The sequence below is a fragment of the Streptomyces sp. Edi4 genome, from assembly GCF_040253615.1.
In the GTDB taxonomy this organism is placed as follows: domain Bacteria; phylum Actinomycetota; class Actinomycetes; order Streptomycetales; family Streptomycetaceae; genus Streptomyces.
Genome location: NZ_JBEJGY010000004.1, coordinates 5,620,723 through 5,643,750, shown reverse-complemented (window position 1 = coordinate 5,643,750; position 23,028 = coordinate 5,620,723). Strand labels below are relative to the sequence as shown.

Annotated in this window: 20 protein-coding genes and 1 pseudogene; 4 read left to right on the top strand and 17 right to left on the bottom strand. The window is 69.1% G+C overall.

The annotated features are described in order from the left end of the window. Positions 1–54 precede the first annotated feature (54 nt). Together ABR738_RS27780 and ABR738_RS27775 are read left to right on the top strand one after the other, a co-directional pair. Positions 55–747 (top strand): CatB-related O-acetyltransferase, encoded by a 693-nt coding sequence (locus tag ABR738_RS27780; RefSeq protein WP_350232681.1) that lies wholly within the window; start codon positions 55–57, stop codon positions 745–747. An 85-nt stretch (positions 748–832) separates the two neighbouring features. Then, positions 833–2,134 carry an erythromycin esterase family protein gene (locus ABR738_RS27775; protein WP_350232680.1) on the top strand — a complete coding sequence of 434 codons (1,302 nt, stop codon included), beginning with the start codon at positions 833–835 and terminating at the stop codon, positions 2,132–2,134. 205 nt (positions 2,135–2,339) lie between these two features. Here ABR738_RS27775 and ABR738_RS27770 read toward each other — a convergent pair whose 3' ends face one another. Beyond that, on the bottom strand, positions 2,340–5,327 hold the full coding sequence (locus ABR738_RS27770) for a Tn3 family transposase (protein ID WP_350232679.1): 2,988 nt from the start codon (positions 5,325–5,327) through the stop codon (positions 2,340–2,342). Between the two features lie 244 nt (positions 5,328–5,571). Here ABR738_RS27770 and ABR738_RS27765 point away from each other — a divergent pair. Then, positions 5,572–5,709: pseudogene (locus ABR738_RS27765) on the top strand (IS982 family transposase); the annotation flags it as partial. 393 nt (positions 5,710–6,102) lie between these two features. Here ABR738_RS27765 and ABR738_RS27760 read toward each other — a convergent pair. The 4 genes from ABR738_RS27760 to ABR738_RS27745 are packed head-to-tail and all read right to left on the bottom strand — an operon-like array spanning position 6,103 to position 8,909. Further along, positions 6,103–6,279: a hypothetical protein gene (locus tag ABR738_RS27760; protein ID WP_350232678.1), complete on the bottom strand. Its 177-nt coding sequence runs from the start codon at positions 6,277–6,279 to the stop codon at positions 6,103–6,105. 14 nt (positions 6,280–6,293) lie between these two features. Beyond that, positions 6,294–6,710, bottom strand: a complete 417-nt coding sequence (locus ABR738_RS27755) for a hypothetical protein (protein ID WP_350232677.1) — start codon at positions 6,708–6,710, stop codon at positions 6,294–6,296. Between the two features lie 43 nt (positions 6,711–6,753). After that, positions 6,754–8,217, bottom strand: coding sequence for a sensor histidine kinase (locus tag ABR738_RS27750; protein ID WP_350232676.1), 1,464 nt, complete (start codon positions 8,215–8,217; stop codon positions 6,754–6,756). After that, positions 8,214–8,909 (bottom strand): response regulator transcription factor, encoded by a 696-nt coding sequence (locus ABR738_RS27745; RefSeq protein ID WP_350232675.1) that lies wholly within the window; start codon positions 8,907–8,909, stop codon positions 8,214–8,216. The genes ABR738_RS27750 and ABR738_RS27745 overlap by 4 nt, the downstream gene beginning before the upstream one ends. Positions 8,910–9,352: 443 nt before the next feature. Here ABR738_RS27745 and ABR738_RS27740 point away from each other — a divergent pair, with 443 nt between their 5' ends. Next, the gene (locus ABR738_RS27740; RefSeq protein WP_502964154.1) at positions 9,353–11,206 is read left to right on the top strand and encodes a glycosyl hydrolase family 18 protein; all 1,854 of its coding nucleotides are present in this window, start codon (positions 9,353–9,355) and stop codon (positions 11,204–11,206) included. Positions 11,207–11,489: 283 nt separating this feature from the next. On the opposite strand, the gene ABR738_RS27735 is transcribed toward ABR738_RS27740, so the two are convergent. The 12 genes from ABR738_RS27735 to glyA form a co-directional block, all read right to left on the bottom strand. Beyond that, a complete protein-coding gene (locus tag ABR738_RS27735) occupies positions 11,490–11,936 on the bottom strand; it encodes a DUF2550 domain-containing protein (RefSeq protein ID WP_114038179.1) in 447 nt (148 codons plus the stop codon). A 126-nt stretch (positions 11,937–12,062) separates the two neighbouring features. After that, positions 12,063–12,437 (bottom strand): F0F1 ATP synthase subunit epsilon, encoded by a 375-nt coding sequence (locus ABR738_RS27730; RefSeq protein WP_350232674.1) that lies wholly within the window; start codon positions 12,435–12,437, stop codon positions 12,063–12,065. Positions 12,438–12,557: 120 nt separating this feature from the next. After that, the gene (gene atpD / locus ABR738_RS27725; protein ID WP_120721371.1) at positions 12,558–14,000 is read right to left on the bottom strand and encodes a F0F1 ATP synthase subunit beta; all 1,443 of its coding nucleotides are present in this window, start codon (positions 13,998–14,000) and stop codon (positions 12,558–12,560) included. Continuing rightward, positions 14,000–14,917, bottom strand: coding sequence for a F0F1 ATP synthase subunit gamma (locus tag ABR738_RS27720; RefSeq protein ID WP_350232673.1), 918 nt, complete (start codon positions 14,915–14,917; stop codon positions 14,000–14,002). The genes atpD and ABR738_RS27720 overlap by 1 nt, the downstream gene beginning before the upstream one ends. Positions 14,918–14,940: 23 nt before the next feature. Then, entirely contained in the window at positions 14,941–16,533 is a 1,593-nt protein-coding gene (atpA, locus tag ABR738_RS27715) for a F0F1 ATP synthase subunit alpha (RefSeq protein ID WP_350232672.1), read from the bottom strand. A gap of 138 nt (positions 16,534–16,671) precedes the next feature. Continuing rightward, the gene (locus tag ABR738_RS27710) at positions 16,672–17,487 is read right to left on the bottom strand and encodes a F0F1 ATP synthase subunit delta (RefSeq protein WP_350232671.1); all 816 of its coding nucleotides are present in this window, start codon (positions 17,485–17,487) and stop codon (positions 16,672–16,674) included. After that, positions 17,484–18,020: a F0F1 ATP synthase subunit B gene (locus ABR738_RS27705; RefSeq protein ID WP_350234770.1), complete on the bottom strand. Its 537-nt coding sequence runs from the start codon at positions 18,018–18,020 to the stop codon at positions 17,484–17,486. Before ABR738_RS27705 ends, ABR738_RS27710 begins: the two co-directional genes overlap by 4 nt. A gap of 52 nt (positions 18,021–18,072) precedes the next feature. Further along, positions 18,073–18,324 (bottom strand): ATP synthase subunit C-like protein, encoded by a 252-nt coding sequence (locus tag ABR738_RS27700; RefSeq protein WP_350232670.1) that lies wholly within the window; start codon positions 18,322–18,324, stop codon positions 18,073–18,075. A gap of 77 nt (positions 18,325–18,401) precedes the next feature. Then, a complete protein-coding gene (atpB, locus tag ABR738_RS27695) occupies positions 18,402–19,223 on the bottom strand; it encodes a F0F1 ATP synthase subunit A (protein WP_350232669.1) in 822 nt (273 codons plus the stop codon). 225 nt (positions 19,224–19,448) lie between these two features. Continuing rightward, positions 19,449–19,886, bottom strand: a complete 438-nt coding sequence (locus ABR738_RS27690) for a Cg1360 family ATP-synthase-associated protein (RefSeq protein ID WP_350232668.1) — start codon at positions 19,884–19,886, stop codon at positions 19,449–19,451. Positions 19,887–20,150: 264 nt separating this feature from the next. Further along, positions 20,151–21,533, bottom strand: a complete 1,383-nt coding sequence (locus ABR738_RS27685) for an MraY family glycosyltransferase (RefSeq protein ID WP_350234769.1) — start codon at positions 21,531–21,533, stop codon at positions 20,151–20,153. A gap of 188 nt (positions 21,534–21,721) precedes the next feature. Further along, complete coding sequence (gene glyA / locus ABR738_RS27680) at positions 21,722–22,960, bottom strand: serine hydroxymethyltransferase (protein ID WP_350232667.1); 1,239 nt, start codon at positions 22,958–22,960, stop codon at positions 21,722–21,724. Positions 22,961–23,028: the final 68 nt, after the last annotated feature.

Here is a 23,028-nt window from a genome sequence, read left to right as displayed (position 1 = left end):
TCCTCCGGGCCCGCAGACACCCGCAGACATCGCTCAGGAAGGATGAAATTCGTAATGCCGCCTGTTCCCGCCGACCCGACCGTGGTGCACCCGATGCCCGAACAGCCGCGGGTGGTGCTGCTGAAATCGCTGATCACCTCGCCCCTGATCGAGGTCGGAGACTTCTCCTACTACGACGACCCCGATGACCCGACCGCCTTCGAGACCCGCAACGTGCTGTACCACTACGGGCCGGAAAAGCTGGTCATCGGCAAGTTCTGCGCACTGGGCGAGGGCGTGCGGTTCATCATGAACGGCGCCAATCACCGCATGGACGGCCCCTCCACGTTCCCGTTCCCAATCATGGGTGGTTCCTGGGCCGAACACTTCGACCTCATCACCGGCCTGCCCGCACGAGGCAACACAGCGGTGGGCCATGACGTCTGGTTCGGCTACCGGGCCACGGTGATGCCCGGCGTCCGCATCGGCCACGGAGCGATCATCGCCTCCGGCTCCGTCGTCGTCGACGACGTCCCCGCCTACGGCATCGTCGGCGGCAACCCCGCCCGCCTCATCCGCCGCCGCTACAGCGAAACCGACATCAACCGCCTCCTCGCCCTGGCCTGGTGGGACTGGCCCCTCCAGCACATCACCGAACACATCCGCACGATCATGTCCGGCAGCATCGACGACCTGGAGAACGCCGCACCCGGGCACGTGGAAACGGAACATCTGGACCCAACAACCCCCAGCGCCACCGACCGTTGAACGAGCCCGGCCCAGGACGACCTGCGCGGTAACCCGCCCCCTATCCACGCTCCACCATTCCAGCACCGAGAATCGAGCTGTCAGCATGCCTGCTTCGCTCCACCACAACCCGTTCGTCAACTGGCTTCGCACGCACGCCGTCCCCCTCGACCACCTCGACCCCGAGGCACCACTGGATGATCTGGAACCGCTGCGCGCCATCATCGGCGACGCACGTGTCGTCGCGATCGGCGAAAGTTCCCACTTCATCAACGAGTTCGCATCCCTGCGCGAGCGCATCCTGCGCTTCCTGGCCGAGCGCTGCGGATTCACCGTCCTGGCCTTCGAGTACGGCTTCAGCGAAGGCTTCCCCCTGGACGCGTGGGCCCAGGGCGAGGGGAGGGACGACGACCTGTCGGCGCACCTCGCCGGGACGATCCCGGTGGGAGTCGACGAGCCGCTGCGCTGGATACGCCGCTACAACCGAACCGCCTCAACACCGGTGCGCTTCACAGGCATCGACATCCCGGCCGCCGGTGGGTCCTTGCTGCCCGCCCTGGCCCCGGTCGCCGACTACCTGCGCCGCATCGATCCCGAAACCCTGCCGGTCGTCCAGGAGGCGATACGGATCGCCGAATCGTTCGCCGGCAGCTCCGCGGCCGTCGCCGCGCCCGCGTGGGCACGCCTGGCCACCGCCGAACAAGACGCCCTCACCGCGACCCTGACGCGCCTGCTCATCCGGTTCCGCTCCGTCGAACCGCTGTACGTCTCCCGCAGCGACCAGCACAGCTACGACATCGCCGTACGCCGACTCGAAGGCGCCTGCCACGCCGACTACACCTTCCGCGCCATGGCCGACCTCTTCGCCGGCAAAGGGCTGACCGCCGACACCTCAGCCCGCGACGTCTACATGGCCGAGTCGGTCCTGTGGCACCTGGGACGCTTCGAACCCGGGACCCGCGTCGTGCTGGCGGCTCACAACGCCCACATCCAGAAGACACCGGTGGCCTTCAACGGCCACCTCACGGGACTCCCCATGGGACAGCACCTGCACCGCACGCTCGGCGATGACTACTTCGCCCTCGGCCTGGTGAGCACCACCGGACATACCGCGGACATGCCCCGCGACGAGAACACGCCCTTCGGCTTCACCATCGAAGCCACCGCGCTGGAGCAGGCCGAGCCGGGAAGCATCGAAGCCGCATTCGCCGACGCCGAACTCGGGCTCAGCATCGCCGATCTCCAGCAGGCACGCCCGCAGGAGGCCCATGGAGACTCCGACCTTGCCCCGAGCCCCGACCGCATCCGGGTCCAAAGCACCTACCTCCACACCCCCATCCTTGAGGCGTTCGACGCCATCCTCCACACCCCGACCTCCACCGTTGCCGACGACCTCAAAAACATGTGACAAGGGCCAATGACCCGGGCGGTGAGGCCAAGCCAATACACCCGGACCCAGCGCCGGAACCATCCCTCACCGTCCCGGGTGCCGAGTCCGCCGCCGTCTGGTCGGCAGTCCTGGGGGTGCCCGGCGATGTGCTCACCGTGACCGGCCCCCGGTGCCCGCCGCGCGGCTTCGTTCATCTGGGGGTCGGTGAGGTCGGCAAAGTCCTTCATCGCATCTCCGTGCTCGATCGGTCGGCGGCCTCCGCCGGGGTTCGAGGACGGGGCATGGCGGCCGGCCCAAGGTCGATGCGCTTGCTCATGTCCAGGCGGAAGGTGCCGTACGGGTTGACGTTCGACCAGAACAGCGCGGTCAGGCCGCGTCGGTCCTCGTCGCTCAACTTCTTCGCCCACGCCGGTTCGGCCAGGACCTGCTGCATCAGCAGGGTGTTGACGTGCACGAGCGCGGACTGGAGCAGGTGCAGAGCGAGCATCGACGTCTCGGCGTGCTCCTTGTCCGGGCCGGTCAGGGCGCCGTCCTTGCCGTAGTGGAGCACGGTATTCGCACTGTTCCAGTTCTCCACGACCTGGAGCCCACCGTGGATCTCACGGCGCAGGCCGGGACTGGCCAGGCAGTCGCAGGCGAAGATCGTGCGCACGGCGCGGCCGAGTTCTTCGAGTGCCTGGTAGGTGGAGTGCTTGGGGCCACCGCGGGTGAAGCGCCGCAGGACCTGCTCGGCCTCCGCTGTCCCGAGCCGGAGCGCGGTCGCGTACTTCACCATCTGGTCGTACTGCTGCTCGATCAGCTCCCAGCGGATCGGCCGCGTCAGCGAGGCGCCGAGCGCGGGCCAGCCAGGCGGGGCGTCGTCCGGGCGGTACAGGCGGATGCTGCCGATATTCTTCAGCCTCGGCAGCAGGCGGAAGTTGAGCAGTTCGGTGAAGGCGAACCCGACGACGCTCGCACCGTGGGTGTCGACGTAGTTCGACTCGATCTCGGCGTCCGTGCAGTGCCGCAGCAGGCCCTCGATCATCGCGGCGACCTCGGACGACGAACAGCTCTTGAGCTGGGAGTAGATGCAGACGTTCTTCCGCTCGACGTGCCAGTAGATCATCACGCCGTTGCCGCCGTAGCGGGCGTGGTACTCGGTCATGAAGTTCGAGGACCAGGACCCGAACTTCTTCGAGTCTGACGCGCACGCGGTGCCGCGGCCCCACCATGCCGTGTCTCGGGCGGCCAAGGTGGAGTTCACCAGCCTGGTGACGGCGGCCCGCAGGTTGTCGACCGTGATGAAGTGCCGCCGGACGTGCCGCAGCGCGGCCTCACTCTCGCCGTGCTCGCCGGTCGCCACGATCGCGCGGATGCCCATGTTCGTGCCCAGGGCAAAGAGGGCCAGCAACAGGCGGCGCTGGAGGACGTCACGCTCGATGCGCTCGTACGCGGCCACCGAGGAGAACTCCTCGGTGAATCCGGTGAGAAAGTCGGCGTTCTTCAGCACGTCCAGGAGGTCCAGGACGCCCCAGCGGCGTGCAACCTCGTCCTTGAGGTCCGCCAGGCCGGTGGGCTCGGCCAGCAGCTCCAGCTTCGGAACGGTGATCCACGGCTCGCCCTTGCGGATGGTGACCTTCACTCCACCCGCGCTGCCGTCCGCGAGCGAGGCGGAGAACCGGTCCAGGCCCGCGGTCATGCGCTTCTTCAGGTCCGCGATGAACGCCCTTGGGTTCAGCGGCTGACGGATCGCGGCGTAGTGCACAGCGCGGGTGGCCTCGAAGTCGCCGGGCAGGTCGTCCTCAGGGTTTCGCCAGCGGGCGGCACCCCCGATGTAGATCTCGCGGCGGCGAACCGCGTCCCGCAGCGCGACCAGGACGCACAGCTCGTAGGGGATTCGCTCGACCTTGCCCTTGTCGTCGACGACCGCCTCGCGCCATTCCTTGCGCACCACGCCGTCCATGGGTGCCTCATCGCCGACGTCGTAGAAGCGGGTCTTGCCGTCGATGTCGGCGTACTTCTTCAGCAGCTTCATCGCGTCCATCACCGGCCGGTACGCGGTGTTGTTGCAGTGGAAGCCCAGCGTATTCAGCAGCGGCGGCAGCATCTGCCGGTAGTACGAGCTGTACGACGACCGGAGCGTGGTGCGGACCTTGGCCTTGAAAACCTTCTCGTTCGCCTTTGCCTCGGCCACCAGCTCGCGCAGCGTCTTCTCCCCGACCACCGGGAACAGGGCCCGGCGGACGACCTCGTCGGGCTTGTCGACGGCAGCTGTCGCCAGCTTGAAGAGGATGCCCTCCTTGCCGCGGACTTTCTTCAACTCGGCGGTGAGCTGCTTCTCCACCCGCCGCTCGGCACGAGCGTTGATCTTGTGGACCAGAGCGACCAGCAGGTCAACCAGAGCGTCCGTGATCTCTGCCTGACGGGACGAGCACAGCGCCGCGAGCAGGGTGATCCGTACGTCCTCGCTTGTGTCGCGGAAGTCCGAGGGGTACATCTTGATCGCCCGCGCCCGCCAAGCGGCCACCAGCTTCTCCGAGCAGTCCGCGAACAGCCCGTCGGGCAGCCCGAGCCTGCGCACGTCGTTGAGCTTGGTGATCTCCGTCAGGAGGGAGTCCAGGCCGACCGCGCCCGGGTCGCGCTTGAGCGCGGCCAGCAGGGCGGTACCCGTCTCCTTGTCCTCGGCCACCAGGGACAGCAGCCGAGCCGTGCTCGCCTCGCCCAGGCGGTCGATCGTGCGGACGCAGAACGTCCTCTCCCACCTGCCCCGCGCCGCGGCGAGTACCTTCTCGACCCGGGTCCGGCCCGGCGGCTCGATCTTCCGGGCCCGGCACTCCACCAGCAGAGCCTCGCGCTGCCGGTCCTCCACCAGCTCCACCGGGCAGACCTCCACAGCCAGCCACTCGGTCAGCGACTTCTCGCCGGCGACCGTCGACGGCCGAAACCCCAGGGCCTCACGGATCTGCTTGCGGTGGTACTCGGCAGTCCGGCCGACCAACGTGTACTTCACGAAGTCGGTGGCCGGGACCTTCACCAGATCGGCGACGTACTCCACCGCGGCCGGCGGGACCTCTTCCAGCACATCGGGGAACCGGCCTTCCAACTCGAAGAACTTCAGCAACAGGCTGAAGCCGAGCCGGGTCGCCCCGCTCTTGTTCGCCACCAGGTCCCAGTCGCCGTCTACCAACGTCCAGTTCGCCAACAGCTCCTCTGACGACCACTCTTGCCGCACGCCCGCCCCTTTGGCCTCGATCACTCCATCAGACCAACGACGACGCCCAGGACCCGGAAACGGGGCGAGTCCGGCTACCCGCGACCTACTTTGCGGCTGGTGTCTGAGCTAGGACACCGGGGCCGTATAGAGAACTCGCCTCCTCGGACGTGCGATCGACAATGACCAAGCGGTCAGCCGACGTTCGTTGTCCCCGTCAGCCTGCTCGGACCCTCCTACCGCAACCGCGGCACCCCACAGCCCACAAGCCCTGCTCAAGACCGTGCGACAGCTGATCGAGTCGGTCAACGACACCCTCAAAGACCAACTCGACCTCGAACAGCACAGCGGCCGAACCATCGGTGCACCCACCACCAGGTCACTTGCGGCCTACGACCACTGAGCCACATCGGAAACTACTCATCCAGTGCTGCGACCGGCGATTAAGGACGAGGCCGTTCAGGCCGAACGGGGTCTGGGGCAGAGCCCCAGGGACCCCGGCTGCGGACCGTGGGCGCTCCTCGCGCAGTTCCCCGCGCCCCTGGCGGGGTCCGTGCTGGCCCATGTGCACATACCCAGCCCGTCATGGGGGTCCCCCCTGGCCCTTCAGGCCGAACGGGGTCTGGGGCAGAGCCCCAGGGACCTCGGCTGCGGACCGCGGGCGCTCCTCGCGCAGTTCCCCGCGCCCCTGGCGGGGTCGGCGCTGGTCCGCATCGCATGCCCAGCCTGTCCGGAGATTGAGGACGAGCGCCTTCAGTGCGGCCGGGGTCTGGGGCGGAGCCCCAGGGGGCCCGGGTTATTGGTTCGCGGTGGTGTCCGCGTCGGCCGCCGCCGCCGCGGACTCCGCGTCGCTGACCTTCTGCTCCATCTGCCGCTCCGTCCCGGAGGACGACGCCCCGGACGCCGGATGCCCATGCCCGCACCCCGCGGCGAGCACGCCGGTGAGCGCCACCGCCGCCAAGCCGAAGCGCACCCGCCGCCCCCGCATCACTTCGTCCCGTTGTTGTTCGCCCGGCACCACGCCGTCACGTCCTTGAGGTCCTTCTGACGCTGCTGAAGAGTCGTCACCAGCCCCTTGCGGTAGGTGAGTTTATGGTCGAGCAGGGTCGCGATCGCGGTGTGCCCCTCCTTCTTCGCGTTGTCCTCCCGCAACTGCATGCGCGCCACCGAGCCCACCGTGGTCGCGCCCCCGTCGAGCCGGTTCAGGGCGCGCTCGACGCGCTGGTCCGCCTTGGGTGCCCGCTTGCAGATGCCCTTGGCGCCGTCCGTCGTGGGCGCCGGCGCGGTGGCCGCCTTCGAGGGCGCCGAGTCCGCGAAGGCACTGGGCGCGGTCACGGTCAGCACCGCCGCCGCGGCGAGCGCGGCCGCCGCGATCCGGCGGTGGTTGGAGATGGGGTTGTTCATGGCTGTTGCCTCCCAGAAGGTGGGGACCGGTACGCCCCACAAACTAGGAAGACTCTTTGTGGGAACTCTGTGACCGCTCGGCGGTGAGCGTCAACCAGTCCCGCCGCCCCGGGAGTTCCCCGCCGCGGCCCGGCTCTTCGCGGGGCAGCCGTACCGTGCACCGGGTCCCGGTGCCGTCGGCTCCCGCGCCCAGCTCCACGCTGCCCCGGTGCAGCGCCGCCTGCTGGGCGACGAGGGTGAGCCCGAGCCCGGATCCGGTGCTGCCGGGCCCCCGGTGGAAGCGGCGGAACACCTCCTGACGGTCGGCCGGCGCGATGCCGGGCCCCCGGTCGTCGACGGTGATCAGCACCTCGCTCCCGGCCACCACGACGGCGACCGCGATGTGGGCGCGGCCGAGCGCGTCCCTGCCGTGCGCGAGGGCGTTGCCCAGCAGGTTGTCGAGCAGGATGCGGATCCCCGGCTCCCAGCCGTGCACCGGCGCGGGCCCGGCGTCCAGGGTGATCACGGCGTCCGGGGCGCGCCTGCGGGCCTCGGCGACCGCGGCGTCGGCGACCTCCGCGACGTCCAGCACCCGAAACGCGTCGGCCTCGACCAGGTCCCCGCGCCCGAGCTCGCGCAGCGCCACCAGCATGCCGAGCAGCCGCGCGTGCTCGCGGCGCAGGTCGTCCACGACCTCGGCGCGTTCGGCGTCCGCGAGGCCGGGGTGGGCCAGGACGTCCAGGTTGGTGCCCATGCTCATCAGCGGGTTGCGCAGTTCGTGCGACGCGGCGGCCGAGAAGGAGCGGGCGGTGTCCAGGGCCTCGGCGGTGCGGGCGGCCTGTTCGTCGTAGCGGGCGAGGACGGTCTGGAGGGTGGCGGCCAGGTCGTCGACCTCGGCGATCCGGGTCGGGCGGTGGGCCAGGCGTACGGAGGTGGCGCGCGGGTCGAGTCCGGCCGCGGCCTTGCGCAGCCGCCCCAGCGGACGGGCCGCGCCGCTCGCGATCGCCCAGGCCAGCAGCGCCGACAGCGGGGCGGCGAGCAGCGCGGTGGTGACGACGCGCCCCCGGACCAGGGCGATCTGGGCGCGGCTCGCGGTGTCCGGCGCGAACACCCACAGCGTGGCGGAGACCTGGGCCCCCTTGACGGGCAGTGCGTACGCCCGCCAGCTCCGGCCGCCGCCGCGCACGGTGACCGGTCCCTTGCCGGGCGCGGGCAGCGTCACCGCCGGGCCGGGCTGGGGGCCGCCGCTGAAGGTGCCCTCGGGGCCGGTGAGACGTACACCCACGTCCAACGCGGCGTTGAACAGCCTGCGTTGGCGGTTCTCCTCCGCGCTCGGCTGCCCGTTGGCGGCGGCCCGCAGCAGCGTCCGGGCGTCCGGGGCGATGGCGGCGGCCCTGGCCCTCAGATGACTGTCCTCGGCCTGGCGCAGATCGCGGGCGACGAGGGCGAGCAACAGCCCGCCGCAGGCCAGCACCAGGAGCGGAACGGTGACGCCGACGGCGAGCGCGATACGGGTGGAGAGCTTCACGGCCGCTCCCGCAGGACGAAGCCGACACCGCGCACGGTGTGCACGAGCCGGGGCGCGCCGTCCGCCTCCAGTTTGCGGCGCAGATAGCTGATGAAGGTGTCCACGGCGTCGGTGCGTACGTCGACGTCGTACCCCCAGACCCGTTCGAGCAGCTGGTCGCGGGTGAGGACGATCCCGGCGTTGCGGGCGAGCACGTCGAGCAGCGCGTACTCGCGCCGGGTGAGGTCGAGGGGACGCCCGTCGCGGTGTGCGGTGCGGGCCGAGGGGTCGATGACGAGGCCGAAGGCACGGACCACGTCGTGCTCGGCGGGCGGCCGTCGGCGCAGCAGGGCGCGCAGGCGCAGCACCAGTTCCTGCAAGGCGAAGGGTTTGACCAGGTAGTCGTCGCCGCCCGCCTGGAGGCCGGCGATCCGGTCGGCGGTCTCGTCGAGCGCCGAGAGCATCAGGACGGGCAGGTCGTGCCCGTCCCGCCGCAGCGCGGCGCACACCTCGATGCCGCTCATGCCGGGCATGGACACATCCAGGACAAGGACGTCGGGCGGGCGCCGGGCGATCGCGGCGAGGGCCGCGGGGCCGCCGTCGGCGGTGCGCACGCGGAACCCGTGCAGCCGAAGCCCCCGGTCGAGCGAGCGGCGTACCGCGTCGTCGTCGTCCACGACCAGGACGTCACCGGCCCGATCCGTCCCGCTCATCCGCGCTCCCTCACTTGGTCCCGCTCACCTCGTCCGCCCATCGCCGGGTCAGCGTACGGTCCTCGGCTGTGTGCGCCGGGGAGCGCTTTTGGCGGTTCGCGGAGTGCGCCCCGGCTGGTTTGCGCGCTGACCGCGGCCCGTCCCGGCAGGGCGAAGGCGGCGGTGGAGGCTCCGGCGAAGGCCCCGGTGAAGCCCCACGTCAGCGGCCGCCCGGACAGGCCGGAGACGCGCGGCCGGGCCCAAGTGGGCGGCGTGGCAGCGGAGTTGCCGGGCCGAGGCGGATGCGGGTGTCGGAGGTCTGGACCTCTTGACGGTTGGTCCAGACCTTTCTACGCTCGCCGCACACTGCTGTGGTGGGCATGCCATCCCTGACGCACCCAGGCACGCTCACCGGACGGAGCAGGGTTCCACCCCCACCACCGTCGCACCATTCGGGAGCAGCCTTGAGTACCGCACGTCGCATCCGCACGGGCTTCAGATCAAGAGCCGCAGCGGCCCTGACCGCACTCGCCCTCCCCGTGGCCGCACTCGTCGGCCTCGCCTCCCCCGCCCACGCCGCCACATCCGCGACCGCCACCTACGCCAAGACCTCGGACTGGGGCGGCGGGTTCGGCGCCTCCTGGACCATCAAGAACACCGGCTCCACGGCCCTGAGTTCCTGGACCGTGGAGTGGGACTACCCCTCGGGCACATCCGTGACCTCGGCCTGGGACGCGGACGTCACCAGTTCGGGAACGCACTGGACCGCCAAGAACAAGTCCTACAACGGCACCCTCGCCCCCGGGGCGAGCCTGAGCTTCGGCTTCAACGGCGCGGGCTCGGGCTCACCCTCGGGCTGCAAGCTCAACGGCGGTTCCTGTGACGGGAGTTCGACGCCCCCGACCGGCGACAACCCGCCCTCCGCCCCCGGCACGCCGACCGCGAGCAACGTCACCGACACCGGGGTCTCGCTCTCCTGGTCGGCGGCCACCGACGACAAGGGCGTCAAGAACTACGACGTCTACCGGGGCTCGGCGAAGATAGCGACCGTCACCGGCACCACGTACGCCGACTCCGGTCTGACCAAGGGCACGACGTACACCTACAGCGTGACCGCGCGCGACACCGCCGACCAGACCGGGCCCGCCTCGGGCACGGTGACGGTGACGACCACCGGCGGAGGCGGCGGGCCCGCGCCCAGCGGTGACAAGGTGCGGCTCGGCTACTTCACCGACTGGGGCATCTACCAGCGCAACTACCAGGTGAAGAACATCGTCACCTCCGGCTCGGCGAGCAAGCTGACCCACATCAACTACGCGTTCGGCAACGTCACGAACGGGCAGTGCGCCATCGGTGACGCCTACGCCGACTACCAGAAGACCTACGACGCCTCCTCCAGCGTGGACGGCACCGCCGACACCTGGGACCAGCCGGTCGCGGGCAACATCAACCAGCTGCGCGAACTGAAGAAGAAGTACCCGAACATCAAGATCCTGTGGTCCTTCGGCGGCTGGACCTGGTCCGGCGGCTTCGGGGCGGCGGCCGCCAACCCGGCGGCGTTCGCCGACTCCTGCTACTCCCTGGTCAAGGACCCGCGCTGGGCCGATGTCTTCGACGGCATCGACATCGACTGGGAGTACCCCAACGCCTGCGGCCTGTCCTGCGACACCAGCGGACCCGCCGCCCTGAAGAACCTGCTGGCGGCGCTGCGCGCCAAGTTCGGCAGCTCGGCCCTGGTCACGGCGGCGGTCACCGCCGACGGCTCCACCGGCGGCAAGATGGACGCGGCGGACTACGGGGGCGCGGCGAGCTACGTCGACTGGTACAACGTGATGACGTACGACTTCTTCGGCGCGTGGGACGCCAAGGGCCCCACCGCCCCGCACTCCCCGCTCACCTCCTACAACGGCATCCCGATCGCCGGCTTCAACACGGACGCGGCGATCCAGAAGTACCTGGGCAAGGGCGTCCCGGCGAGCAAGCTCAACCTGGGCATCGGCTTCTACGGCCGCGGCTGGACGGGTGTCACGCAGGACGCGCCCGGCGGCACGGCGACGGGTCCCGCGCCCGGCACGTACGAGCAGGGCATCGAGGACTACAAGGTCCTCAAGTCCTCCTGCCCCGTGACCGGCGCGATCGCGGGCACGGCCTACGCCCACTGCGGGTCGAACTGGTGGAGCTATGACACGCCGTCGACGATCACCGGGAAGATGAGTTACGTGAAGAACCAGGGGCTTCGCGGCGCGTTCTTCTGGGAGTTCAGCGGCGACACGTCCAATGGCGAGCTGCTGACGGCCATGGACTCCGGCCTGAAGTAACCCGGCCCCACCCCGGCACCCCGGCCCAGCGGGCCCGTCCCCCGCGACCGGGGTGCCGGCGTACCCCTGGGGCGCCCCCGGCGGGGCTGACCTCGGCAGGGTGCCCGGTGCGGGCGACCTCAGCCCGTCCGGCAGTCGAGGACGAGCGCCGTTCAGGCGCGAACGGGGTCTGGGGCGCAGCCCCAGGGCTTGGACCTCAGCCTGTTCAGAGCCCCGGAGGGTTTCGGGAAGGGGCGGGGTGGGGCCATCGTCGGGGTCTGGGGCGGAGCCCCTGCTCGGGCTGCTACGCCACGTTGACCCGCTGGCCTGGTGGGGCCGCTTCCAGCCAGGCCAGGAAACCCGTCAGCGCGTCCTCGCTCATCGCGAGCTCGAGCCGCGTACCCCGATGGGTGCAGCCCAGGATGATCGCGTCGGACAGGAGCGCCAGCTCCTCCTCGCCCTCGGGCAGGCGGCGCGACACCACATCAATGGCGGACCGCTCCAGTACGCGGCGCGGCCGAGGCGCGTAGGAGAACACGCGGAACCACTCGATCCGGTCACCGTTGTAGCGGGCCACCCCGTACACCCAGCCCTTGCCGCTGGTGTCCGGCGTCTCCGGAAGCCCCCAGCGCAGACTGCAGTCGAAGGTCCCGCCCGAGCGCTGGATCAGCCGCCGGCGCAGACCGAAGACGAAGAGTCCCACCAGTACCAGCGCGACGACCAGACCACACACAAGCAGAGCGAGAGTCATCTACACCGACCTCCTCGCTCAACCAGTAATCCAGCAACGGAAAAATCTGCCTGCATCGCCTCAGCCGCGACCGGCTCCGGAAAGTTCCGGACCGTGCCGCGGCTGAGGGAAATCTCCGGCGGAGTGCTAGCGCACCGCCACCGCACGCAGTCGTACGTCGGCACGCCGCTCAGCGGCGGCGTCCGACTCCGACTTCGCGCTCTCCAGCGCACGCTCGGCGCGCTGGACGTCGATCTCGTCCGCCAGCTCGGCGATCTCCGCGAGCAGCGACAGCTTGTTGTCGGCGAAGGAGATGAATCCACCGTGCACGGCCGCGACGACGGTGCCGCCCTCGCTCGTACGGATCATCACCGGGCCCGACTCCAGCACACCAAGGAGCGGCTGGTGACCGGGCATGACGCCGATGTCGCCGGACGTGGTGCGCGCGACGACCAGGGTGGCCTCGCCGGACCAGACACTGCGGTCCGCGGCGACGAGCTCGACGTGCAGCTCAGCAGCCATGGTTGGCTCCTCGGGTCACCACCCGGCGGTTCGGCCGGGTGTTGGGTCGATTCTAGTCAGTTCTCGGGTGGCGATACGGAGAGGGGCGGGACGCGCCCGCCCCTCTTCGTGGCCGGAGCGTCAGGAGACGCCCAGCTCCTTGGCGTTGGCCTTGAGGTCTTCCAGGCCACCGCACATGAAGAACGCCTGCTCGGGGAAGTGGTCGTACTCGCCGTCGCAGATCTGGTTGAACGCCGTGATCGACTCCTCCAGCGGGACGTCCGAACCGTCGACGCCGGTGAACTGCTTGGCGACGTGCGTGTTCTGCGACAGGAAGCGCTCCACGCGACGGGCGCGGTGCACGACCAGCTTGTCCTCTTCGCCGAGCTCGTCGATGCCGAGGATGGCGATGATGTCCTGGAGATCCTTGTACTTCTGAAGGATCGTCTTGACGCGCATGGCGGCGTCGTAGTGCTCCTGCGCGATGTAGCGCGGGTCCAGGATGCGGGACGTGGAGTCCAGCGGGTCCACGGCCGGGTAGATGCCCTTCTCGGAGATCGGACGGGAGAGAACCGTCGTCGCGTCGAGGTGGGCGAACGTGGTGGCCGGGGCCGGGTCGGTCAGGTCGTCCGCGGGGACGTAGATCGCCTGCATCGAGGTGATCGAGTGACCGCGGGTCGAGGTGATGCGCTCCTGGAGGAGACCCATCTCGTCGGCCAGGTTCGGCTGGTAGCCCACCGCGGAGGGCATGCGGCCGAGCAGGGTCGACACCTCGGAACCCGCCTGGGTGTACCGGAAGATGTTGTCGATGAAGAAGAGGACGTCCTGCTTCTGGACGTCACGGAAGTACTCCGCCATCGTCAGACCGGCCAGGGCGACGCGCAGACGCGTGCCCGGCGGCTCGTCCATCTGACCGAAGACCAGGGCGGTCTTGTCGATGACGCCCGAGTCCTGCATCTCCTCGATGAGGTCGTTGCCCTCACGGGTGCGCTCGCCGACACCGGCGAACACCGACACACCGTCGTGGTTGTTGGCCACGCGGTAGATCATTTCCTGGATGAGGACGGTCTTGCCGACACCGGCACCACCGAACAGGCCGATCTTTCCACCCTTGACGTACGGGGTGAGAAGGTCGATGACCTTGACGCCGGTCTCGAACATCTCGGTCTTGGACTCGAGCTGGTCGAAGTTGGGCGCCTTGCGGTGGATCGGCCAGCGCTCGCCGATGTTGGCGTTCTCCTCGGGCTTGTTCAGCACCTCGCCGAGGGTGTTGAACACCTTGCCCTTGGTGAAGTCGCCGACCGGCACCGTGATGCCGTTGCCCGTGTCGGTCACCGGGGCCTGGCGCACCAGGCCGTCGGTGGGCTGCATCGAGATCGCGCGGACGATGCCGTCACCGAGGTGCTGGGCGACCTCGAGCGTCAGCGTCTTGAGCTTGCCGTCCTCGGCCGGGTCGGCCACCTGGACGTGCAGCGCGTTGTAGATCTCCGGCATCGCGTCGACGGGGAACTCCACGTCGACGACCGGGCCGATGACCCGGGCGACGCGGCCCGTGGCAACGGCCGTCTCAACAGTGGTCGTCATTACTTGTCACTCCCCGCGGTCGCGTCGGCCAGCGCACTGGAGCCACCGACGATCTCGCTGATTTCCTGGGTGATTTCGGCCTGGCGGGCCGCGTTGGCAAGCCGGGAAAGGCTCTTGATGAGCTCTCCGGCGTTGTCGGTGGCCGACTTCATCGCACGGCGACGGGCGGCGTGCTCGGAAGCGGCCGACTGAAGCAGCGCGTTGTAGATGCGGCTTTCGACGTAGCGCGGCAGCAGGGCGTCGAGGACGTCCTCCGCCGACGGCTCGAAGTCGAAGAGCGGAAGGATGTGGTCCTTCGTGCTCGTCTCGTCCTGAGCCTTCTCCAGCGACAAAGGCAGCATCCGGTTGTCGACCGGCGTCTGCGTCATCATCGACACGAACTCCGTGAAGACGATGTGCAGTTCGTCCGCGCCGCCCTCGGCCGTCTCCGTCTGGATGGCCTCGATCAGCGGCGCGGCCACCTGCTTGGCGTCCGCGTAGGTCGGGCTGTCGGTGAAGCCGGTCCACGACTGTGAGACCTTGCGCTCACGGAAGCCGTAGTAGGCGACACCCTTGCGGCCGACGATGTACGTGTCGACCTCCTTGCCCTCGCCGCGCAGCCGCTCCGACAGCTTCTCCGCGGCCTTGATGGCGTTGGAGGAGTAGCCGCCGGCCAGACCGCGGTCGCTCGTGATGAGCAGGACCGCGGCGCGGGCCGGGGCCTCGGCCTCGGTGGTGAGCGGGTGGTTGGTGGTGGAACCGGTCGCCACCGCGGTCACCGCACGGATGAGCTCGGTCGCGTACGGCGTGGAGGCCGCCACCTGGCGCTGCGCCTTGACGATGCGCGAGGCGGCGATCATCTCCATCGCCTTGGTGATCTTCTTGGTCGCGGTGACGGATCGGATGCGACGCTTGTAGACCCGGAGCTGCGCTCCCATGAGTCAGGTCCCTTCCGTCGTCGTCACTTGCTGGTGCTGACCGGCACGTCGTCGCCCAGGAGCTTGCCGTCCGAGGTCTCGAACTGCCGCTTGAAGCCGGCGATGGCGTCGGCCACGGACTGAAGGGTGTCGTCCGACATCTTCGCGCCCTCGGCGATCGAGGTGAGGAGTTCCTTGCGCTCGCGGCGCAGGTACTCCAGCAGCTCGGCCTCGAAGCGGCGGATGTCCTCGACCGGCACGTCGTCCATCTTGCCGGTGGTGCCGGCCCAGATGGAGACGACCTGCTCCTCGACCGGGAACGGCGAGTACTGCGGCTGCTTCAGGAGCTCCACCATGCGCTTGCCGCGCTCGAGGGAGGCCTTGGAGGCCGCGTCCAGGTCGGAACCGAAGGCGGCGAACGCCTCCAGCTCGCGGTACTGGGCGAGGTCGACACGGAGACGGCCCGACACCTGGCGCATCGCCTTGTGCTGCGCGGAACCACCGACTCGCGAGACGGAGATACCGACGTTCAGGGCGGGGCGCTGACCGGCGTTGAACAGGTCCGACTCCAGGAAGCACTGGCCGTCGGTGATGGAGATGACGTTGGTCGGGATGAACGCCGACACGTCGTTCGCCTTGGTCTCGACGATCGGCAGACCCGTCATCGAACCGGCGCCCATGTCGTCCGACAGCTTCGCGCAGCGCTCGAGCAGACGCGAGTGCAGGTAGAAGACGTCGCCCGGGTAGGCCTCGCGGCCCGGCGGACGGCGCAGCAGCAGGGACACGGCGCGGTAGGCGTCGGCCTGCTTCGACAGGTCGTCGAAGATGATGAGGACGTGCTTGCCGTCGTACATCCAGTGCTGGCCGATGGCCGAACCGGTGTACGGGGCGAGGTACTTGAAGCCGGCCGGGTCGGACGCGGGCGCGGCGACGATCGTCGTGTACTCCAGCGCGCCGGCCTCTTCCAGGGCGCCACGCACGGAGGCGATGGTCGAGCCCTTCTGGCCGATGGCGACGTAGATGCAGCGGACCTGCTTCTTCGGGTCGCCCGAGCGCCAGTTGTCGCGCTGGTTGATGATCGTGTCGACGGCCAGAGCGGTCTTGCCGGTCTGACGGTCACCAATGATCAGCTGACGCTGGCCACGGCCGATCGGCACCATCGCGTCGACGGCCTTGTAACCGGTCGCCATCGGCTCGTGCACCGACTTGCGGACCATGACGCCAGGAGCCTGAAGCTCCAGGGCGCGGCGGCCGTCGGTCTCGATCTCGCCGAGGCCGTCGATCGGGTTGCCGAGCGGGTCTACGACGCGGCCGAGGTAGCCCTCGCCGACGCCGACCGAAAGCACCTCACCGGTGCGCTGCACCGGCTGGCCCTCTTCGATGCCGCTGAACTCGCCGAGGACGATCGCACCGATCTCGCGCTCCTCGAGGTTGAGGGCGAGACCGAGGGTTCCGTCCTCGAACCGCAGCAGCTCGTTCGCCATGGCCGAGGGAAGACCCTCGACCTTCGCGATGCCGTCGCCGGCAACGCTGACCGTACCGACCTCCTCGCGCGAGGCCGCGTCCGGCTGGTACGACTGGACAAAGGTCTCCAGCGCGTCCCGGATCTCCTCCGGCCGGATCGTGAGCTCCGCCATCTGGGTTCCCTGCTCTCCTTGTTGGGCCCGAAGTTTCTAAGGGGTCTGGGGGCCGACCCCCAGGAATCTTCCGCAATTTCTGCACGGCCCAACCGGGCCGCTGGTGTTGCTGAATTCAGTTGGTGCGCGACCCGGGGGTCAGCGCGCCAGCCGCCGGTTCGCCTCTTCGAGGCGTTCCGCGATGGTGCCTTCGATGACCTCGTCGCCGACACGCACCGAGATCCCGCCAAGGACCTCGGGGTCCACGTCGAGGTTCAGGTGCATCTGACGGCCGTAGATCTTCGCCAGAGCCGCGCCGAGGCGCGCCTTCTGGATGTCCGTGAGCGGGATCGCCGAGGTGACGACCGCGACCATCCGGTCCCGGCGGCCCGCGGCGAGCTTGGACAGGGACTCGAGGCCCGCTTCCAGGCTACGTCCACGCGGCCGGGTCACCAGACGGACGACCAGGCGCTCAGTGACCGGGTTCGCCTTGCCGCCGAGCAGACCGCGCAGCAGCTCGCTCTTGGCCGCGACCGTGGCGGTGCGGCTGGTGAGCGCGGAGCGCAGCTCGGGGCTCGAGGTGACGATGCGGCCGAACCGGAACAGCTCGTCCTCGACGTCGTCGAGCGCGCCCGACTGCTGCGCGGCGGTGAGGTCGGCGGTGCTCGCCAGCTCCTCGAGCGAGTCCACCAGGTCACGCGACTGCGACCAGCGCGAGCGGACCATGCCGCCCACCAGGTCGGCGGTCTCGCCGCCCACCTGACCGCCGAGAAGACGCGCGGCCAGCTGGGCCCTGGCCTCACCGGGCTGCGCCGGGTCGGTCAGGACCCGACGCAGCGAGACCTCGCGGTCGAGCAGCGTGGTGACGGCGGCCAGCTCGTCGCCGAGCTTCGCCGCGTCGACGGACGTGTGGTCCATCAGCGCGTCGAGACGCTCCCGTGCGGCGGCCAGTGCCTCGCGGCTCGCGCCGTTCATCGGACGGCCTCGGCCTTCTCCTCGAGCTCGCCGAGGAAACGGTCGATGGTGCGGCTCTGGCGGGCGTGGTCCTCAAGGGACTCGCCGACCAGCTTGCCGGCCAGGTCGGTCGCCAGCTTGCCCACGTCCTGACGGAGCGAGTGCGCGGCGGCCTTGCGGTCGGCCTCGAGCTGGGCGTGACCGGCAGCGATGATCTCCTCACGCTGCCGCTGGCCTTCCGCCCTCATCTCCTGGATGAGTGCGGTGCCCTGCTCAGTCGCCTCCTGACGCAGGCGCGCGGCCTCGTGGCGGGCCTCGGCGAGCTGCGCCTTGTACTGCTCAAGGACGCTCTGCGCCTCGGTCTGAGCGGCTACCGCCTTCTCCATCCCGCCTTCGATGGCCTCACGACGCTCGTCCAGAACCTTGTTGATGTTCGGAAGGAGCTTCTTGGCGAGGAAGCCGAAGACGATGACGAAGGCGATGAGGCCGATGACGAGCTCAGGCCACGGCGGGATGAGCGGGTTTTCCTGCTCCTCGGCCGCCAGCTGAACCATGGTGAGGTTCACATCAGTGCCTTTCGTCTAAAAATGCAATCCGAGGACTGCGTCAGACAGTCGGGTAGACGAACGGCATGACCAGGCCGATGAGGGCAAGCGCCTCACAGAAGGCGAAGCCGAGGATCTGGTTGGCGCGGATGAGGCCGGCGGCCTCGGGCTGACGGGCCAGCGCCTGCGTACCGTTACCGAAGATGATGCCGACGCCGACGCCGGGGCCGATGGCAGCAAGGCCGTAGCCGATGGAGCCCAGGTTGCCCTTGATTTCGACGCCAGCGGCGACGGTCTGCGCGAGAGCGGACATGCCGGTTCTTCCTTTTCTTTCATGGACCGGTGGGGGTTGGCCACCGGACGTCTGATGGCTTGGGGGGTGTGGCTGGGTCAGTGGCCCTCGGCGAGAGCGCCCTGAACGTAGCTGCAGGCCAGCAACACGAAGACGTAGGCCTGGACAGCCTGGATGAAGAGCTCGAAGGCGGTCATGACGATGACCATCGTGAACGAGACCGCCGAGTACGCGATGCCGATGCCGTTGAGCATGTACCAGCTGGCGATCGTGAAGAGCAGCAGCAGCGTGTGGCCCGCGAACATGTTGGCGAACAGTCGCACGGTGTGCGTGAAGGGGCGGACGATGAGGTTCGAGAAGAACTCGATCGTCATCGACAGCGGCAGCACCGGGCCGAGCGACTTGTCGTAGCCCGTGAAGTTCTTGAAGGCACCGACGAATCCGTGCCGCTTGAACGTCAGGCACACCCACATGAGGTAGACGATCGCGGCGATGGCGGCCGGGTAGGCGATGATCGCCGTCACCGGGAACTGGGCGATCGGAACGATCGACCAGAGGTTCATCATCCAGACGAAGAAGAACAGCGAGACCATGAAGGGCACATACTTCTCGCCCTCCTTCTTGCCGATCGTCTCGTACACGATGCCGCGGCGCACGAAGTCGTAGCCGGCCTCGGCGACCATCTGCAGTTTGCCTGGGACGAGCTTCGGCTTGCGGAAGGCCGCCCAGAAGAAGGCCACGATGACGACCGAACCGAGCAGGGCCAGCAACATCGTCTTGTTGAAGTACAGGTTGCTGTCACCGTCGCCCCAGAGGGGCTTGAACAGGAACGAGTGCAGGCCGGGAGCCGGGAAGCCACACCCGTCGAAAAGGTGGCAGTTGGTCTCGAAGGCGAGCACCTGCGTCGGATCAGCACTCACCGCGGGCTCCTTCAGCGTGGCGCATGGGTACGGCAACCTCGTTGTGTCGGCGCGGCGCGCAGCCGCGGTTCGGCACTGGACTGGTGTTTCGGATGATGGGGCGGCGGTCGGGCATCAAGCCTCGCGATCGAGCAGGCGTCAGCTCAGATGCCCAGGCCCGCAGTGCCGCAGTTGGCACCGGACGATAGCAGGGTCCAGAACTCGCACTTATCCCGCCCCTACCGTTCACGATTTCGATCCCGGCGTTACGGACTTTTCGGTCTTGGCGGAATCCGGCTCGACATAAAGGATCTTGGCCTTCATGTGCGCGCGTGCCTGCGCGCCGATCCATGCGAGGGTCAGCGCAACCAGCGTGATGGCAAAGGCCTTTGGGTTGAACAGCGTCGTGTTCTTGAAGACCGCGACGAAGATGAACAGCAGCAGCAGCTGAGCCGTGTACAGCGCCAGGCCCATGGCCTGGAACAGCTGCGGGTAGGACCTGGCGGTGCGTTGCAGGACGACGAGTCCGATACCCATGAAGAGGATCACGACCAGCGTCGCGACGATGGCACCCAGTGCCCCCTTGCCACCCGCGACCACGCCGCTGACAACGGTCGCGACAGCGCCGGCGGCAGCGGTGGGCAGGGCGGTCTGGAGAAGGGTGCGTGCGTCGTTGGACGGCATGGCGGCAGCTCCGCTTGCTGGTGGGGGCAAAGTGGTGTCGTCATGGACGAGCGTAAGCCCGGGCCGAGTTGGTATCTCAGGCCAACGGACCGTCGCACTACGGTCCTTCGGCTCTGGCGCCGGGTCTCGTGAACCGTATCACAAACTATTTGATGAGGTCTTTACCATGAGAGTGTGCTGCCCGTCACACTTGAGAGTGATGCTGCGCGTTTGTGCGCAACGGGCGGCGAGATGTCTGGTATTGGGCGTCGACGCGGCAATTCGTCAGCGCGACGCACCGGTCTTCCGTCGGTCGGGGAAACGCGAACGGGGGCCGATGGCGGTCGCTCCGTTGACGCCGGAGACACCGGCCGCCACGGGAGTACGCTCCTCGGCCGCCTCGGCTGCCTCGTCGTCCTGTGCCGTCCCCTCCTCGTCGGCCTCTTCGTGAGCGGCCGCTCCGCGCGAGGCAGCCGACGCGCCGCCCTTGACCCGTCGGTAGCGCGGCGGCACGAACCGCTCGGCCCACCGGGGGGCGCGCGGCGTGAACCGCGGCAGCAGCAGCAGGACGAGCCCGACCGCGCTCAGCGCGACGATCATCAGCACGATCCACATCGACGCCGAGTGCACCGAGTAGGCGACCGCGCCGAACGCGATGAGCGCCGACCAGAAGTACATGATCAGCACCGCCCGGCTGTGCGAGTGCCCGATCTCCAGAAGCCGGTGGTGCAGGTGTCCGCGGTCCGCCGCGAACGGCGACTGTCCGTTCCAGGTCCTGCGCACGATCGCGAGCACCAGGTCGGCCATCGGAATGGCGATGATCGTCAGCGGCATGAGCAGCGGGATGAAGACCGGCAGCATCGCGTGGGTGGCGTCGCGGGTGCCGCCGAAGTTGAGCTTCATCGCGTCCGGGTCGACCTGGCCCGTGATGGAGATGGCGCCGGCGGCGAGGACGAGCCCGATGAGCATCGAACCCGAGTCGCCCATGAAGATCCGCGCGGGGTGCATGTTGTGCGGCAGGAAGCCCAGGCACATGCCCATGAGGATGGCGGCGAAGAGGGTGGCGGGGGCGGCCGCCTCGATTCCGTACCCGTACCAGAGCCGGTAGGCGTACATGAAGAACGCCGCGGAGGCGATGCACACCATGCCTGCGGCCAGGCCGTCGAGGCCGTCCACGAAGTTCACCGCGTTGATGGTGATCACGACGAGGGCCACCGTGAGCAGGGTGCCCTGCCAGGAGGTCAGCGAGACCGAGCCGATACCGGGGATGGGCAGCCACAGGATGGTCAGACCCTGCATCACCATGACGCCTGCGGCGATCATCTGTCCGCCGAGCTTGATCAGGGCGTCGATCTCGAACTTGTCGTCCAGGACGCCGATCAGCCAGATCAGGGCCGCGCCCGACAGCAGCGCCCGTGGTTCGTTGGACTGGCTGAAGACCGCGTTCAGCCCGTCGAGATGGTCGGCGACCAGCAGTCCCGCGCACAGGCCGCCGAACATGGCGATGCCGCCGAGTCTCGGCGTCGGCTCCCGGTGCACGTCGCGCGCACGGATCGCCGGCATCGCGCCCACGGCGATGGCGAACTTCCGCACCGGCCCGGTGAGCAGATAGGTCACCGCGGCCGTGACGCAGAGCGTCAGCAGGTATTCACGCACGGGCTGCCCCAGAGGTATCGCTGGCCATCTCAGCCCCACACCCTAGCTTCGCGCGCATGTGGTTGAGGACATCCGGATCCGGCGGATGGTTGCGGGTACCCCCCGGAAGCGGGGATAAGCCAGCATTTTTCCCGTATGCGCACCCTGTGAATGCGGGCCGGAGCGTGAATTCGGGCCTTCTTCCCGACCGCTCCGGCCCCTTAAGGAGGAGGAAACCGTTCCGCCAGCTCCCGTACGCCCGCCCGCGCCCTCGGATCCTCGCGCATCGCCATCGCGAACAGCACCGCGATTCTGGCCATCTCCGTCTCCCCCATGCCCTGGGTGGTGACGGCGGCGGTGCCGAGCCGGATGCCGCGGGCCTCGGCATGCGGCAGCGCGCAGCTGTCCAGGACGAGGCCGGCGCCGGCGAGGCGCCCGCGCGCGGCGCGGCCGTCGACGCCGAACGGCGCGGGGTCGGCGAGCACGAGGTGGGTGTCGGTGCCACCGGTGGCCACCCCGAACCCCTCGGCGAGCAGGCCCTCGGCGAGGGTGCGGGCGTTGACGACGACCTGGTGGGCGTAGGCGGTGAAGGCGGGCGTGGCCGCCTCGCCGAAGGCGATCGCCTTCGCCGCGATGGTGTGCATCTGCGCGCCGCCCTGCGTGAAGGGGAAGACGGCGCGGTCGATGCGGGCGGCGAGGTCGGCGCCGCACAGGACGAGCCCGCCGCGCGGGCCGCGCAGCACCTTGTGGGTGGTCGCGCACACCACGTCGGCGTACGGGACAGGGCTCGGCGCAGCTCCTCCCGCGATCAGGCCCATGGGGTGCGCGGCGTCCGCGATGAGGTAGGCGCCCACGTCGTCCGCGATCTCCCGGAAGGCCCGGTAGTCCGGGTGGCGGGGGTAGGCGATGGAGCCGCACACGATGGCCCGGGGCCGGTGCTCGGCCGCCAGGTCCCACACCTCGCCGTAGTCGATGAGCCCGGTGTCGGGCTCGACGCCGTAGCCGACGAAGTCGAACCAGCGCCCCGAGAAGTTGGCGGGTGAGCCGTGCGTGAGATGTCCGCCGTAGGGCAGGCCCATCGCCAGAACGGTGTCTCCCGGCTTCAGGAGCGCCGCGTAGGCCGCGAGCACCGCCGAAGTGCCCGAATGCGTCTGTACGTTGGCGTGGGCGGCCCCGAAGAGGGCTTTGGCGCGTTCGACTGCGACGCGTTCGGCGACGTCGACGACCTCGCAGCCGCCGTGGTGGCGGGCGCCGGGATACCCCTCGGCGTACTTGTTGCCCAGGTGCGAGCCGAGAGCGGCGCGCACGGCCGACGAGGTGAAGTTCTCGGCGGCGATCAGCTGGAGCGAGGTGGCCTGCCGCTCGGCCTCACCGAGCAGCACGTCGGCCATGTCGGGGTCCTGCCGCCTCACGGCGTCGAGCCCGGCGAGTTCAGTGCCAACTGCGGACGTGACGGACATGCGTCCAGCGTAGGTCGCGGGTGCTACGCGCGCCCGGTGTGCGGGCGGGCGGTACTCCGGGTGGTGCT

Bases quoted from the DNA above. Each gene is read 5' to 3' on its own strand.
- ABR738_RS27780 (WP_350232681.1), top strand. From the start codon at position 55: ATGCCGCCTGTTCCCGCCGACCCGACCGTGGTGCACCCGATGCCCGAA.
- ABR738_RS27775 (WP_350232680.1), top strand. From the start codon at position 833: ATGCCTGCTTCGCTCCACCACAACCCGTTCGTCAACTGGCTTCGCACG.
- ABR738_RS27755 (WP_350232677.1), bottom strand. From the start codon at position 6,710: ATGAACAACCCCATCTCCAACCACCGCCGGATCGCGGCGGCCGCGCTC.
- ABR738_RS27745 (WP_350232675.1), bottom strand. From the start codon at position 8,909: ATGAGCGGGACGGATCGGGCCGGTGACGTCCTGGTCGTGGACGACGAC.
- ABR738_RS27735 (WP_114038179.1), bottom strand. From the start codon at position 11,936: ATGACTCTCGCTCTGCTTGTGTGTGGTCTGGTCGTCGCGCTGGTACTG.
- ABR738_RS27730 (WP_350232674.1), bottom strand. From the start codon at position 12,437: ATGGCTGCTGAGCTGCACGTCGAGCTCGTCGCCGCGGACCGCAGTGTC.
- atpD (WP_120721371.1), bottom strand. From the start codon at position 14,000: ATGACGACCACTGTTGAGACGGCCGTTGCCACGGGCCGCGTCGCCCGG.
- ABR738_RS27720 (WP_350232673.1), bottom strand. From the start codon at position 14,917: ATGGGAGCGCAGCTCCGGGTCTACAAGCGTCGCATCCGATCCGTCACC.
- atpA (WP_350232672.1), bottom strand. From the start codon at position 16,533: ATGGCGGAGCTCACGATCCGGCCGGAGGAGATCCGGGACGCGCTGGAG.
- ABR738_RS27710 (WP_350232671.1), bottom strand. From the start codon at position 17,487: ATGAACGGCGCGAGCCGCGAGGCACTGGCCGCCGCACGGGAGCGTCTC.
- ABR738_RS27705 (WP_350234770.1), bottom strand. From the start codon at position 18,020: ATGGTTCAGCTGGCGGCCGAGGAGCAGGAAAACCCGCTCATCCCGCCG.
- ABR738_RS27700 (WP_350232670.1), bottom strand. From the start codon at position 18,324: ATGTCCGCTCTCGCGCAGACCGTCGCCGCTGGCGTCGAAATCAAGGGC.
- ABR738_RS27690 (WP_350232668.1), bottom strand. From the start codon at position 19,886: ATGCCGTCCAACGACGCACGCACCCTTCTCCAGACCGCCCTGCCCACC.
- glyA (WP_350232667.1), bottom strand. From the start codon at position 22,960: ATGTCCGTCACGTCCGCAGTTGGCACTGAACTCGCCGGGCTCGACGCC.